Source organism: Kordiimonas sp. SCSIO 12603, from assembly GCF_024398035.1.
In the GTDB taxonomy this organism is placed as follows: Bacteria; Pseudomonadota; Alphaproteobacteria; order Sphingomonadales; family Kordiimonadaceae; genus Kordiimonas.
In genome coordinates, this window is the sequence record NZ_CP073748.1 from 2206818 (window position 1) to 2221299 (window position 14482).

The window sequence follows — 14482 nt, forward strand, 5'->3', positions numbered from 1 at the left end:
GACCATGTGTAATTGTCTAGTATTACAAAGTGATTAGCTGATAGATGCAAGAAGCTTATCTATAGCCGCTGTGCACTCAGGTTCGGTTAGGAATGGCACATGCCCAGTATCAGGCACAGTGACTGGCGTTAGGTTTGGGTGTGTATTTGCCATCTTCATTAGGGTTTCGTGAGAGAGGATATCTGAAACTTCACCGCGCACCACCACCATTGGAAAGTCTTTGGTCGCCTCAAAAACAGGCCAGAGATCTGGGGCAGATTGGTCGCTTTGGCCTTCAAAATTATTTCTGATAGCGGGATCATATTGAACCGTCGGAATGCCGTCTACTTCGGTATAAAGCTTTTTGGCGAATGCAAGCCATTCTTCATCAGTGAAATCAGGATAAACGCCTGTATTGGCTAGCTTGGTAGCCTCAATCACTTCATCCCAAGTTTGGGGTGGTGTGCCTTTACCCACGTAAGACATAATACGTTCAATGCCTTTGGGATCAACTTCGGGGCCAATATCATTAATAATTGCCGCTTTGAAAATGCCGGGGTACATAGCGCTCATCATGATGGTCATTAAACCACCAAGAGAGGTACCGAGGGCGATCACCTGGTCAAGCCCAAGGTGTTCAATAAGAGCTTTCATATCTCCAACATATACATCGGGACGATACCTGCTTGGATCATGGTCCCAATCTGAAAGGCCGCGCCCACGTTGCTCGACGCATATCACTCGGTATTTCGGGGATAGATGTTCGGCAATGCCTGCAAAGTCTTTTGAGTTACGAGTGAGGCCTGGCATACAGAGTACGGTTAGAGCGCCTTCTGGTGCATTATTATAATCTCGGTAATGCTGTTTCAGCCCGTCTGGGTTCGTGAAATACTCACTGGTATACTTAGTCAAATTCAAGTCCCCCAAATGTTATGCGCAGTTCGCGTTTCAAAATTTTACCGTTCGGGTTGCGGGGAAGGGCTTCTGTAAATACTACACCCGCAATCCGTTGCTGTTTACCAAGCCGCTCATTGGCCCAGTTTTTTAAAGTGTGTTCGTCAGTTTCGGCGCCAGGCTCTTTCACCACAACTGCTAAAGGTGTTTCCCCCCAACGAGAGCTTTTCGCGCCAATTACCGCGATGTCGTTAACGTCTGGGCTGGTTATGAGCATTGCTTCGATATCCTGTGGGTAAATGTTTTGCCCGCCCGACAGGATCATATCTTTCTTGCGGTCTACAATGTAAAGATAGCCTTCTTCGTCTAACTGTCCAATATCACCTGTTCTTATCCAGGCATTGCCGTTTTCATCCAGCCATGTTGCCTCCCTGGTTGCGTCTTCTCTGTTTAGATAACCCGGCATGACAATTCGGCCGTTTGCAACGATTTCGCCAGAGGAGCCAGTGGGCACTTCTTTATCATCGTCACCAATGATACGGATATCAGTACCCAAAAGCGGTTTCCCTACCGATGACATGCGACCTTCTGCTTCCTCGGGTTCAAGTGTGGTGATAATGCCTTCTGTAAGGCCGAAAAGCTCAATGATAACTGGGCCAAAACGTTGATAAAGGTTAGCTTTTAAATCAGCATGTAATGGTGATCCGCAGCTCATTACAGCTTTTAGGGAAGAGATGTCATATTTCTCTTGTTCTGGGTCTTCCATTAAGCGCTGATACTGGATTGGCACCATAGAAAAGTTGGTTATTTTCTCGTTCTGAATAGTTTCCAGTGTAAGCCTTGTATCAAATGTTTCATGCACATAGAGAGTACCACCAGCAAGTAAAGTAGCAAGAAAACCCACCCAACTGATATTTGAATATAGACCAATGTTGAAGAGCGTACGGGCATTACCGTCATAACGAAGAGCAATACTCATATCATATGCCCAATCTCTGCGACCTCGATGGGTGTGTAATATCCCCTTCGGCATACCAGTTGTGCCAGAGCTGTATATTACGTTGAGCGGGTCATCGTCCTGAATGTCTGTTGTTGGTTTATGATCTGGCGCTTCTCTTTTAAAGGTTTCGAAGGTATCGCCTTCTGATCGATCGCCTGCGATGATGTGAAGGGTGCCAGGGTGTTGGTTTACATAGTTTGTGAGCCGTTCGGCTTGGTCTGTTGTTGTGATAACGGCCTTAACTTTAGCATCTGTCATCATAGCCGTAACAGCTTCGTCAGTGACGGAGAGATTTACAGGAACGCTGCAAGCGCCGGATTTCATCACGCCGATAATTGCTTCAACCATCTGTCGGCCATTTTTCATTACAATGCCAACCATGTCACCGCGCCCGATACCCTTTTGGTTAAGCGCATTAGCCAACTGGTTGGTGGCGGTGTCTAATTCCTTCCAGGAAAGCATATCTTTGCCGGAAATTAACGCGGTTTTATTGCCTTTCCACTTGCCGTGAAGTGAGAGGATTTCCGGGAGTAAAGGTGCCGATGTGTTGAAAGGGCTCACGTGATCATCCAATAATAAAAATAACAAAAAGAATGATAATAGGGAGGGGCCGGCGGAACCGACCCCATGGGAGGTTTAGAATTTCACGCCAAATGTCGCTGTAACAGTGCGTGGCGGGCCGTAGAACGCAGAAGCAATGCCTTCTAAGCCTAATGTAGACGCTGTGCCGTCGGCATTCGCGAAGTTGTAACCTGCAACAATATATTCTTTGTCAGTCAGGTTCTTACCGTGCAAGCCAATGCTGTATTTGCCGCCCTCAGATGTCCAGACGATACTTGCGTCGAACAAAGAGTAAGCTGGTTGATCAAGGAAGGCATTTGGAACCTCAAACTGGTGTGTACGGCTTTTATAGGACCATGCACCTGAGAAAGAGATTTCGCCGTCTGAGTTCAGTAGTTCCAGTGGACGATTGTAAGTTAGGCGCAGGTTAGTGGAGAGGTCAGGCGTATTCTGTACCACTCGCTCATTGGCTACATCCTGAATTGTTGTTACGCCGCCTTCTGTCACAGCTGTTAGGAACTCATCATACTGAGCATCTACCCAGCCTAGAGAGAAAGTGGCAACAAGGCTATCGCCATCAACACCCATATCTGTGCCGAGAATTGCATTACCTTCAAGTTCAATACCTGTGATGCTTGCTTTACCAGCGTTTGTTGTCACGCCTGCGAAGCTATCGTTGATACCGTCACCATTTGTATCCACACCAACAGAGCCCGGAATTTGAACATCTGTATAATCGCTGTAGAAGAAGGCTAGGTTTGTTTGTACACGGCCATCAGCCCAGTTTGATTTCAGGCCGACCTCATAAGTAGTGATGTTTTCAGGATCAAACTGCATGAAATCAAAGATTTCAGCTTCTGAAACTGTACCATCATTATTCAGGTCAGGCGCAGCTGTGGTTGCACCGCGTGGGTCAAACCCTCCACCTTTGAAACCTTGGCTAAAGGAGATGTAAGCCGTTTGATCGTCGTTTGGCTGCCATGAAAGGCTTACACGTGGTGTGAAGTCCTTAAATGTTTGTGAACCATTGAAATCTGATGTTGTCGCGATAAGTGTCGCGTCACCACCAAACGTATCAGAAAAACCGCCAATAAAGGTGCGGCGCAGCACGTTAGATGTACGTTTGTCGCTTGTGTAGCGGCCGCCTACGCTTAGCTCCAAGCCAGTATCCATGCCAAAATGTTTTGCCAGGTCAAAGGTGAAGTCACCAAAGATAGACCATGATTTCGTACCTACATCACCGAAGGTGTTTGCGTTCAAACCAGGCAGGCCAATGGCTGCACCTGTTTGTGCAAGAAGTACATCAAATTCGTTGGAAGCATTGGCATCTAGGTAATAAAAACCAAGGAGACCGCTTATAGTCTCACCACTATAGAGAAGTTGCAGTTCTTCGCTGAACTGATCGTTCTCATAAATTACTGGTACGTCAACATCAGCCACAGGTAGGCTATCGAAATCAATAGCTTGGAAGCTTTCGTCTTCACGGTATGCAAGAATGTTTTTAATGGTCCAGTTTTCGTTGATTTCATACTCTACGAGCATGGAGCCGCCATATTGTTCTGCCTCATTACGAGCATCAAGGCCTGCGCGTGTATCAAACACATCATCTAGAACTGGTGCGCCGCTAAATAGGCCAGGAATCAAACGGTGACCTGATTTAGGATTACTCTTATCTTTTAGGTAATCTGCGGTAAAGCGGATGAAGAGAGCATCTGATGGTAAGATTTCGCTGCTTGCTCGGAACGCCAGAATATCTTTGTCATAATGCTCTGCGCCAGTTTCGATATTTTCACCGTATCCGTTACGCTGTAGGTATGCGCCAGAGGCACTAAAGCGAACAGTATCAGAAACTGGTAATTCAGCGGAAGCTACGATCTCGTGTTGACCAAAAGTACCGCCTGCCAAGTTAAGCTTGAGGGATGGTTCATCACCAATGCGCTTGGTTACATATTTGATCGCACCCCCGATAGTGTTCCGGCCGTATAGTGTACCTTGCGGACCGCGAAGTACCTCAATACGCTCAACATCATATACATCAAGTACACCACCTTGTGGGCGGTTCAGATAGACATCGTCAAGATAAATACCAACACCCGCTTCAAAACCAGCGACAGGGTCCTGCTGGCCAACGCCGCGGATGAAGGCTGTGATTGTTGTGTTGGTACCGCGAGAAACCTCAAGTGTTGTATTTGGAATACTTTGGGCAAGATAGGTGATGTCCGGCGCACCCAGCTTTGCGAGTTGCTCGCCGGATAAGGCAGTTACTGCGACAGGTACATCTTGTAACGATTCAGAACGGCGACGAGCCGTTACTTGAATTTCTTCCAGTTGCACATCATTGGAGCCGCTGTCTTGTGCGGAAACGGCGGGGGTTAGCGTTAATCCTGATAGGCAGGTACTCGCCATCATTACTGCCAAAGCAGTTTTATTCGTTCTCATTTCATCCCTCCCCAGGAACGTTCAAGTTATGTCAGTTTGATTAAATTCAACGTTTGTTGAAATGTCAACAAAAATTCAACGATCATTGAAAAAATATGTGGTTTTCGTTTTCAATAAAGTAATGTTACAAAACTACTGAAGTGATTTGAGCGGAGGCTAGTGCGTGACAAAAGCACCGGAGAAAAACCGAATTAGAAGAAAAGATCGTATTCTCAATGCGGCTGAGGCTTTGTTTGCCAAACACGGTTTTGAAGGCGTTTCTATGCGGATGGTTGCTGATTCCGCTGAGGTTGATCTCGCCCTCGCTAGCTATCATTTTGGCAGTAAACGCGGTTTGTTTGATGCGGTTCTTTTGCGCCGTGCAGAAGTTCTGAATGATCTGCGTTTGGCAGCACTTGAAAAATGTCAGGCTGAAGCTGGTGAGAATGGGCCGAGCGTTGAGGCCATTATTGATGCATTTCTACATCCTCTTTTGGGGGAAGGGTTGCAGGCTGATGAAGGTTGGCTTCATTATTTTGAACTCATTGCACAAGTGAACAGCTCCTACGAATGGGGTGGGCAATTGATGACTAAATATTTTGACCCACTCGTGCGCAAATTTATGGAAGCTCTTAAGGCTGCTTTGCCTGATGCTGAACCACAAGATTTTTACTGGTGCTATCATTTCCTTTCGGGGGCTCTTACTCTCACCATGGCGCATACAGGTCGTATTGATCAGCTTTCCGATGGAGCCGTGAAATCGGAAGATATGGTGGGTGCGTATGAGCGTATGGTGCCTTTTATGGCCGCAGGTTTTAAAAAAATGTGTGAAAAAGGATAGATCACGCATTATTGTGCTTTTCGGGTCTATGACACATGATAAATACACATAGAAAATAACAACACATTTGGGTTAGTACACAGGGGGAGTTTATGAAAACGATCTTAGCTGCCGCCCTTCTTGCGGCAAGCATGCCTGCAGTGGCGGAAGAATTTACAATTGATCGTCTCGTTGCGGGGCCGTCTATCAATGGCTCTAGTATGCGCGGCCTTCAAATGTCGCCTGACGGTAAGCGTATTACATTCTTGCGAGGCAAAGAAAACAACCGTAATCAGCTCGATTTATGGGAGTTTGATACAAAAAGCGGCAAGGCGAAGCTGCTGATTGATTCAAACGTTCTTCTGGGCGGAAAAAAAGAAGAGCTATCCGAGGAAGAAAAGGCGCGCCGTGAACGTCAGCGGATTGGTGGCATTTCTGGTATTACTCGGTATTTCTGGAGTAAGGATAGCAAATCACTGATGTTCCCTGTGGGGGGCGATGTTTATGTACTGCCGCTGGGCGGTAAGGTTAAGCGCCTTACAGATACACCAGAGTTTGAAACGGATATCCGTTTCAGCCCTAAAAGCACTTATGTTTCTTTTGTTCGTAACCGTGAAGTTTACATTGTAAACGTTAAAACCGGTGAAGAGACCAAGCTGACATCAGGCTCGACCGATACAATTGCTAATGGTATGGCTGAGTTCGTAGCGCAAGAAGAACTAGGCCGCTTTACAGGGTATTGGTGGTCTCCGGACGAAACCAAAATTGCTTTTGAGCAATTTGATGAGAGCGATGTAATTATTAAGGATCGTTACGAAGTAAAAGGTGACGGTTCGGTAACATCTATCAAACAGCGCTATCCTGAAGCAGGTACTACGAACGTTACATACAAACTCGGTGTTGTTTCTGTTGCGGATAAATCGGTTGATTGGATTGATGCGGGTGGTGATCAGGATACGTATCTTGGTCGTGTGAACTGGACACCAGATAGTCAAACGGTAATTTACCAGCGCCTCAATCGCCCACAGACGCAGCTTGATATGGTGCTAGCTGCAGCTGATGGTTCCAGCCAGCGTACGCTGCTTACAGAACAATCAGATATTTGGGTAAATCTGCATAATATTCTGCGTTTCACAAACGATGGCAACAATATGTTGTGGGCTAGTGAGCGTACTGGTTTCCGGCATCTTTACAATGTGAATATGGAAACTGGTGAAGCAACACCAATTACTTCTGGTGACTGGGTTGTGAGCAGCGTGAACCGTGTGGATGAAGAAAATGGTACTATTTACTTCTCTGGTTTTAAAGATAGCCCGATTGAAAGCCATCTTTATTCTGTTCCAATGGCCGGTGGTGATATCACCCGGATTACCAAAGAAGAGGGATGGCACGGTGCACGTGTAGGTGATGGTTTCTTCATTGATAACTTCTCAAGCCCGACCCAACCCCCACAGATTGTCGTTAAAGACCTGAAAGATGGTTCAGTTCGTTTCGCGATCAACGAGAATAAGCTGGATGGTAACCACCCATACGGTAAGTATTTAGACGGTGCAGCGAAACAAAGCTTTGGTACGATTAAAGCAAGTGACGGTAGCGACCTTTATTATCGCCTATACCTGCCACCAAGCATGGAAGAGGGTAAAAAGTACCCGGCTATTATGGCGCCCTATGGTGGCCCGCACGGTCAGAGCGTACGGAAGACATGGAGTGTGAACTTCAATGAAATCCTTGCACGTAAAGGCTTTGTTGTAATGGTTCTTGATAACCGAGGCATGTGGAACCGAGGTATTGAGTTTGAAGGCCATATCAAAAATGCTATGGGCACGGTTGAGGTTGAAGATCAAGTTACTGGTGCTAACTACCTAAAAACACTTGATTTTATCGATGGTGATAAAATTGGTATGTGGGGTTGGTCTTATGGTGGTTACATGACCATCATCAACATGTTCAAAGCACCTGATGTATTTAAAGCTGGTGTATCTGTTGCTCCGGTTACGGATTGGCGCCTTTATGATACAGCTTACACAGAGCGCTATCTGAGCCACCCGAATGATCCAGGTAATGTGTATGAAAACTCATCTGTGTTTAAATATGCAGATAACTTCAAAGGTGACCTGCTATTAATCCACGGTATGGCAGATGATAACGTGTTCTTCGATAACGCAGTTAAGCTTATGGCGACATTGCAGAAAGAAGGAAAGCCATTTGAGCTGATGACATACCCCGGCAAGAAGCACGGTATTCGTGGCGAAAATACCCGGAAGCATTTATGGAAATTGGCGCTAGATTTCTTTGAACGTAAGCTCAAATAAGAAATTAATGCTGAATAAAACATGAAAAAGGGGCAGTTTTCTGCCCTTTTTTTATATGAAAAATCAATGAGATAAAAGTTTCTAATGTAACTTTAACAGAATCTTGCTTGATTTATTTAATTACTGGACTAGATAGTCTATTAAGTCATCGGCGTGACTGTTCTGAGTTATAATCAAACAGAGGGACGTCGAAACAGCCTGTTATCAGGAGGGTATATCTTCCTTCCTCCCTGATTAGACTTCTGATAATAGGCACCTGGCTGAAGCCGAAGGGGGTGTCTGGATTCTCCCCTTCGGCTTTTCTTTATGTTTTATGCAGCTAAAGTGCGGTCATACACGGGTTTGATAGAATCTAAAATCGTACGTACCGTGCCTTTAAACTGTTCTACATGGAACATATGATCGGCATTTGGCAGGGAAATAAAACGCCCATTTGCAAAATTATCGGCAATCTTCATATTTGCTTCGACAGGTAGAAAATGATCATGTTCTCCAGTGAAGACAGTGACATCCATATCATTTGGCATTTTGCTCAAATCAGTATTAGCATGATCCAGAATACGCTTGGTATTATGCTTAAACTGTTCTTTGATGCCGCAATTGGCGTTTAAGAGGGCGTGACGTAACTTATCTGCGGTTAAGCGCGCCAATCTATTAGTTTCTCTTAATGCTGGATTGGTCATCAGGTCGGTAAAGCTCTCGGCAAACTCTTCGGTTTTATCCCACTCCAGTAGGAACAATAGATGGTTGAATGCATATTCAAGCCTGTCGGGCATTTTATCCATTGCGGAACCAAGAACTAGGTGTTCAATGTTGTTATACATCTGAGCATAGCGCATTGCGATAATGCTACCGTAACTACAGCCCAGCATATTGACGCGTTCCGCGACGCCCAATTCACAGAGGCCGTGATGAATGGCTTGGCAGATGAATTCAAAGTCATATTCATGCGGTAATACACCAGTTTCACCGTTGCCTGGCGTATCGACAGTAATTACCCAAGTTTCCTGGCTGAACGCATTGCTTAATTTTTCAACGGCCGTGATGTTTTGGAAGGCACCGCCAATGAATACGAGCGGTAACGTGGTAGAATTGGGTGCATATTCTTTCATATGCACAGGGAAACCTTGATAGGAAAACCGGTGGAATGTTCCTTCCGGGGAAATCTTTGTAGCATAAGTCATTTGGCACTCTCTTTCTCAGCAGAATGTGCCGTGTCTAACGCTCACTAAAAAAACCAACATCAACTCAACAAAGCGTAGACAGGGCAATTTTTTCAGTAATACGGGTGATTTTCTCACCACGTATGCCTCTATAAGCAAAGCATGTGCCAGTAAAGGTGGTTAATTACATCTATAAAGTTTAATTTTCGTGAAAAAATGGCAACAAAATTCAGATATTCTAAATTTTGTGAATGGCTGAGAGATTTTTTTTTAACTTTAGAGCAATTACGAGCCACAGGGATTTGAGAAAAGTATGCGGTTTTTCATCCAGAAATGCCGAATTTCAGTACGTATTAGTGAATTTTAGAGGTGTCGATGATTTTCAGTGGGAAAAATATGAAACATTTATTGGTAGTAAAGTTATCGCTTGCTCTCGTTTTCGTGGTCTCTTCAGGAAGCGTTATAGGGCAGGAGGATGGTAGGGGTTGGCAAGTGGGGGCAGTAGGGCTTTTATACGATAGTCCTTTTGAGCTTGAGGATACTCAGGTGCGCGTGTTCCCGAGTATCACTTATCAAAGTAGTAGCCTTTATCTACAAGGGTTGGAAGCTGGGTATCATTTGTTAACTCCTAATTATCGAGATAACTTGCAGCTATCAGCTGATGTATTTGTTGCTGCACGAGGTGTTGCTGGGCAGTCTCTTAGTGCCTTTGCCCTTGATGCAGGCCTCAGGGCCCGTTTGGGTGGCCGTTTAGGGTTTGTTGAAGCTGAATTCAGGCGGGATATAACAGGCCAGTATAACGGGCAGGAAGTTTCGCTAGGATATGGATATCGTTTTGTTTTGGGTAAGCTCACATTCATTCCAAGTATTCGTGCATCATGGAATAGCCGGAAATTAGGCAATTTTTCCTATGGTGTAACTTATGAACAAAGAGAGCGTATGCGCGAAAACGGAGAACCGCTTCTTCCGTTCTTTCGTGTTGAAGAGAGCTTTATTAATTATTCGGTGAACATATTCACAACGTATCCGATAACAGATCGTATCAGCTTTATTGGTTTTGGAAGTGCTGTGCTTTTAGCAGATGCCGTTACCGATAACCCGGGCATTACGGATGATTATGAGATAAGCGCTGGTTTTGGGGTTTCTTACAGTTTTTAAATACGATGTGATCTAGTTGTATCCTGTCGCCGTATTCTAAATATCACTGATGAAAATCACAGAAAGTGGGCCCATTAGTGAAGATGTCAGACATTCTAAAATAGATTTGCCGCCCTCTAGTGGTGCGGCGCACAACGCTTAATCTGCGGTCGATATGTTTTGGCATCTTTTCGCTCATACCTGATCCGCAGCCAATTAATCAGAGGATAGGTACAATGATTAAATCTTTTGGAACTATGATGATAGCAGCTTCGCTTGTTGTGGCAGGCAGTGTGGTAACGCTTGCTGGAGAGCACAAGCCGAACAAAGATATTGTTGAAATTGCTGCAAGTAATAGCTCGTTCACCACGCTGGTTGCTGCAGTTAAGGCTGCTGGTTTAGTAGAAACCCTACAAAGTAGTGGACCCTTTACGGTTTTTGCCCCAACAGACGAGGCTTTTGCCAAGTTACCAGCGGGCACTGTAGAAAACCTCTTGAAGCCTGAAAATCGTGAGCAACTAGTTGCAGTACTCACATATCATGTGGTGCCAGGTAAGGTACTGGTGAAAGATGTTGTTGGTTTGAAAGCTGCAAAAACAGTGCAGGGGCAGGATGTGAAAGTTACGGTTTCAGATATGGGTGTGATGATCGATAATGCCCGGGTGGTCGCGACAGATATAAAAGCGGAAAATGGCGTAATTCATGTAATTGACAGTGTAATTTTGCCGTAAATTAAGTGCTGGTGGCGGTCTGGTGGCCGCCATCATTTTCCAATTATTCTACCATAAACAGTAGATCATGCTTTCTAAGCAGTTTCGCGAGTTCTTCCTCGTTTTCTACAACTTCTCTATAAATCCATGTGTACCAGGTTTTGCCAAGAAGAACTCTTCTGGCTTCATCTTTTCCAAACAGAGAAGCGGATGCATAATATTCTTGAAGGCCTACAATAAGATGCACATAGGTGCTGTAATCGTCACGTGCACCACCACGCCTGCCACTAGGTACTTTCGGATATAAAGTTTTCAAATCTTTAATAGCCTCATTCACTTGCGGTTCAAAAGCGATACCGAACCAGTGCAACTGCTCGTGAATGAAGGTTGAGAGCGCTGATGCATCATCTTCAATAAAATAATCATTCAGTGTTAGTATTGGATGACTGTGCGGAGCGTCATCTTGATCTATCTTAATTGAGTAAGTGAATACGAACGGGCTTACATCATATGTATCAAGGAGCCGTTTCAATTGTTTCTCAGCAGCCTTTTCACGGGGAGAGTTATTGGCAAGCCGGATATCAAAGTCAGATGACGAGGCGAAGGCCGAAAGGCTCAACACAAAAATAAGTGAAATTGTAAGAAGAATTCGAGACACGGCATAACCTGATTAAAAAGGTAACGATTTAGCAACCAGAGAAGCCTATATTGGTGATACAGGGCACGCTAATAAAGATATCGTGTTAAAGGGGTGAATGGCCCCCAGGCTGTTGATGAAAAGGGGGCCATTCGTTCCGCACTTAAGGCTGTTGATACCATCGGGTTAAGTGCGAAATTCTATGTTCGAAACAAATATACTTACTTCATGGCATAGAAAATATATCCTTTAAATCAATTTAAATAGATTTCAGTAATCGTCTTAATCGATAAGTATTGCTTCGCTCCATCACGTTCAAGAGAGCGGATAAGCTCGCTGTTGTAGCCTTTTCAGGAAGGTTTATGTTGGTGAAGATCTAATATTCGCTTGAGGTATGCATCCTATGTTTTCCAATGCCGTAAAATCTGCTTGTCTTACTGCCACCTTTTTATTCACCGCCGCCATTGAAGCACAGGATACAAAAACACCTGAGCAAACCGCGATTGAGAAACTTGAGTTCCTTGTGGGCGAGTGGGAAGGGCCAGGTATCTCTTACCGGCAGGACGGTAGAGAAAGCCAGTACCACGATAAAGAAAGCGTGTGGTTTGATGTGCAGAATAGCCTGCTTATTATTCAGGCCCGGGGTTTCCGGGATGGCAGACAAACATACGGTCTTCATACCGTTATCAACTACGATGCTGAAGCCGGGCATTATTGGTATAATCCATACACGTCAAAGGGCGTAAGCAGGCCGTTTAAATGCGTGCTGGAGGCGAAAGAGTTCAAATGCCGCGTGGAAGATGGTTCTTACCGCCTCACATTCCGCCGCACTGAAGATGGATCATGGAACGAGTTCGGTGAACGCAAAACAGAGGCTGGCTGGCAAAAGAACTTTGAGACCATTCTGAAAGCGGCACCTTCAAAATAGAATAAATACCTTCCATCTTTCTCAAAAATCGTTATTTTGCGCGGGAATTTGATTTGGTTGGAAGACTTTCATGGCTTTAGAGCAGGAAATTGATAAACGTCGCACCTTTGCGATTATCTCACACCCGGATGCGGGTAAAACCACACTGACAGAGAAACTACTTCTCTTTGGTGGTGCTATTCAGATGGCAGGTGAGGTAAAAGCCAAGGGTGAGCGTCGTCGTGCCCGCTCTGACTGGATGAAGGTGGAGCAGGAACGTGGTATCTCGGTTGCGTCCTCTGTGATGACCTTTGATTTTGAAGGCAATACCTTCAATCTGCTTGATACGCCAGGTCACGAAGATTTCTCTGAAGATACATACCGCACGCTTTCTGCCGTTGATAGTGCTGTGATGGTGCTTGATGCTGCAAAAGGTATCGAGCGGCAGACCCGCAAACTCTTTGAGGTATGTCGCCTGCGCGATATGCCGATCACAACCTTTATCAACAAACTTGACCGTGAAGCCAAAGACCCGTTTGAGCTTCTTGATGAAGTGGAGCAGACACTTGCACTTGATGTAACACCGGCGAGTTGGCCAATTGGTATGGGCCGTGATTTCAAGGGGTGTTACGACCTTATCCATGATCAGCTTATTCTGTTTGATCGCGGTAAGGGAGATAGCCTTTCAGAAGGTATTAAGTGTGAAGGTCTTGATGATCCGAAGCTTGATGAATTGTTGCCTGATTACGCTGTTGAGAAGCTCCGCGAAGATGTTGAAATGGTGCGGGAACTTTGCCCGGCATTCGATCTCGAGCAATATCTGGACGGCATATTAACACCTGTATTCTTTGGTTCTGCCATCAATAATTTTGGTGTGCAGGAACTACTTCAAGGTGTTGGTAGCTTTGCGCCAAAACCACGCCTTGGTAAGGCCATGGAGCGGGAAGTAGAGCCGCTTGAAAACAAGGTTTCAGCTTTCGTTTTTAAAATTCAGGCGAATATGGACCCGAAACACCGTGACCGTATCGCGTTTGTACGTATTGTATCGGGTCGGTTCAAAAAAGGCATCAAGCTGAAGCATATTCGGAGCGGCAAAACTATGGCCGTGCATAACGCTCAGCTGTTTCTTGCGCAGGACCGTGAGATTGCGGAAGAAGCGTTCGCTGGTGATATTATTGGTATCCCGAACCACGGTAACCTCCGCATTGGTGATACGCTCACTGAAGGCGAAACACTTCGTTTCACAGGGGTACCGTCTTTCGCACCGGAAATTCTCCAGAAGGTACGCTCCGAAGATCCAATGAAAGCAAAACACCTTGGCCGCGCGCTTGAACAGCTTGCGGAAGAGGGCGCTGCTCGCGTGTTTAAGCCGTATCTTGGTAGTGACTGGGTAGTTGGCGTTGTTGGAGCGCTGCAGTTTGACGTTCTAGCTGACCGCATCCGTACAGAATATCAGGTTCCTGTTATTTTTGAGCCAACAACGCTTCTCACTGCGGAGTGGGTAGAAGGGGATCACCGCGAGGTGAAACAGTTCTCGGACGGGAACCGTGCTTCCATGGCAGAGGATCATACTGGCTCACCAGTTTATCTGGCGCGGAACAACTGGCACCTTGATAAAGCCAAGGAAGATTTCCCAAGCCTCAAATTCCTGCGTACCAAGGAAGAAGTTGCGTAAATATCTTCTAAAGTTGTTTGAGTATGATAAGCCAGTACTTGATTTAGGTACTGGCTTTTGTTTTTTTAGTATTTAGAAATTAATAAAATATTCTAATTTTTTTGCCTCGCGCGTTTTAATAATCTCTTATTTTTGGAGCTGTTAGAGGTAATGTACTTATTCGTTAAGTTTATAATCTTTTGGTGTTGCAGATCAAAATCAACTCCCTTAATCAGTGGTGTCTACTAAACGTTTGATTGATTTTCAGTGTTTGCGCTGATGGGGGAATA

At 45.2% G+C, this 14482-nt stretch carries 11 protein-coding genes; 6 read left to right on the forward strand and 5 right to left on the reverse strand.

Annotated elements, in window-relative coordinates; all coding sequences use genetic code 11:
- Positions 1-33: 33 nt before the first annotated feature.
- The 3 genes from KFE96_RS10185 to KFE96_RS10195 form a co-directional block, all read right to left on the reverse strand.
- Positions 34-891 carry an alpha/beta fold hydrolase gene (locus KFE96_RS10185; RefSeq protein ID WP_255832498.1) on the reverse strand — a complete coding sequence of 286 codons (858 nt, stop codon included), beginning with the start codon at positions 889-891 and terminating at the stop codon, positions 34-36.
- Positions 884-2434, reverse strand: coding sequence for a class I adenylate-forming enzyme family protein (locus tag KFE96_RS10190; RefSeq protein WP_255832499.1), 1551 nt, complete (start codon positions 2432-2434; stop codon positions 884-886). The genes KFE96_RS10185 and KFE96_RS10190 overlap by 8 nt, the downstream gene beginning before the upstream one ends.
- Before the next feature lie 75 nt (positions 2435-2509).
- Positions 2510-4873, reverse strand: coding sequence for a TonB-dependent receptor (locus KFE96_RS10195; protein WP_255832500.1), 2364 nt, complete (start codon positions 4871-4873; stop codon positions 2510-2512).
- 163 nt (positions 4874-5036) lie between these two features.
- Here KFE96_RS10195 and KFE96_RS10200 point away from each other — a divergent pair, with 163 nt between their 5' ends.
- Both KFE96_RS10200 and KFE96_RS10205 read left to right on the forward strand, forming a co-directional pair.
- Positions 5037-5693 carry a TetR/AcrR family transcriptional regulator gene (locus KFE96_RS10200; protein WP_255832501.1) on the forward strand — a complete coding sequence of 219 codons (657 nt, stop codon included), beginning with the start codon at positions 5037-5039 and terminating at the stop codon, positions 5691-5693.
- Between the two features lie 92 nt (positions 5694-5785).
- Positions 5786-7984, forward strand: coding sequence for a S9 family peptidase (locus KFE96_RS10205; protein WP_255832502.1), 2199 nt, complete (start codon positions 5786-5788; stop codon positions 7982-7984).
- Positions 7985-8295: 311 nt separating this feature from the next.
- On the opposite strand, the gene KFE96_RS10210 is transcribed toward KFE96_RS10205, so the two are convergent.
- Positions 8296-9168 (reverse strand): alpha/beta fold hydrolase, encoded by an 873-nt coding sequence (locus KFE96_RS10210; RefSeq protein ID WP_255832503.1) that lies wholly within the window; start codon positions 9166-9168, stop codon positions 8296-8298.
- A gap of 375 nt (positions 9169-9543) precedes the next feature.
- On the opposite strand from KFE96_RS10210, the gene KFE96_RS10215 reads away from it, so the two are divergent.
- A complete protein-coding gene (locus KFE96_RS10215) occupies positions 9544-10305 on the forward strand; it encodes a MipA/OmpV family protein (protein WP_255832504.1) in 762 nt (253 codons plus the stop codon).
- Positions 10306-10544: 239 nt separating this feature from the next.
- Positions 10545-11015 (forward strand): fasciclin domain-containing protein, encoded by a 471-nt coding sequence (locus KFE96_RS10220; protein ID WP_370650580.1) that lies wholly within the window; start codon positions 10545-10547, stop codon positions 11013-11015.
- A 43-nt stretch (positions 11016-11058) separates the two neighbouring features.
- Here the strand turns inward: KFE96_RS10220 and KFE96_RS10225 are convergent, their stop codons facing one another.
- Positions 11059-11652 (reverse strand): hypothetical protein, encoded by a 594-nt coding sequence (locus KFE96_RS10225; RefSeq protein ID WP_255832506.1) that lies wholly within the window; start codon positions 11650-11652, stop codon positions 11059-11061.
- Positions 11653-12034: 382 nt separating this feature from the next.
- Here KFE96_RS10225 and KFE96_RS10230 point away from each other — a divergent pair, with 382 nt between their 5' ends.
- Positions 12035-12559, forward strand: a complete 525-nt coding sequence (locus tag KFE96_RS10230) for a hypothetical protein (protein ID WP_255832507.1) — start codon at positions 12035-12037, stop codon at positions 12557-12559.
- 70 nt (positions 12560-12629) lie between these two features.
- Positions 12630-14213, forward strand: a complete 1584-nt coding sequence (locus tag KFE96_RS10235) for a peptide chain release factor 3 (RefSeq protein WP_255832508.1) — start codon at positions 12630-12632, stop codon at positions 14211-14213.
- The last annotated feature ends 269 nt before the right edge of the window (positions 14214-14482 follow it).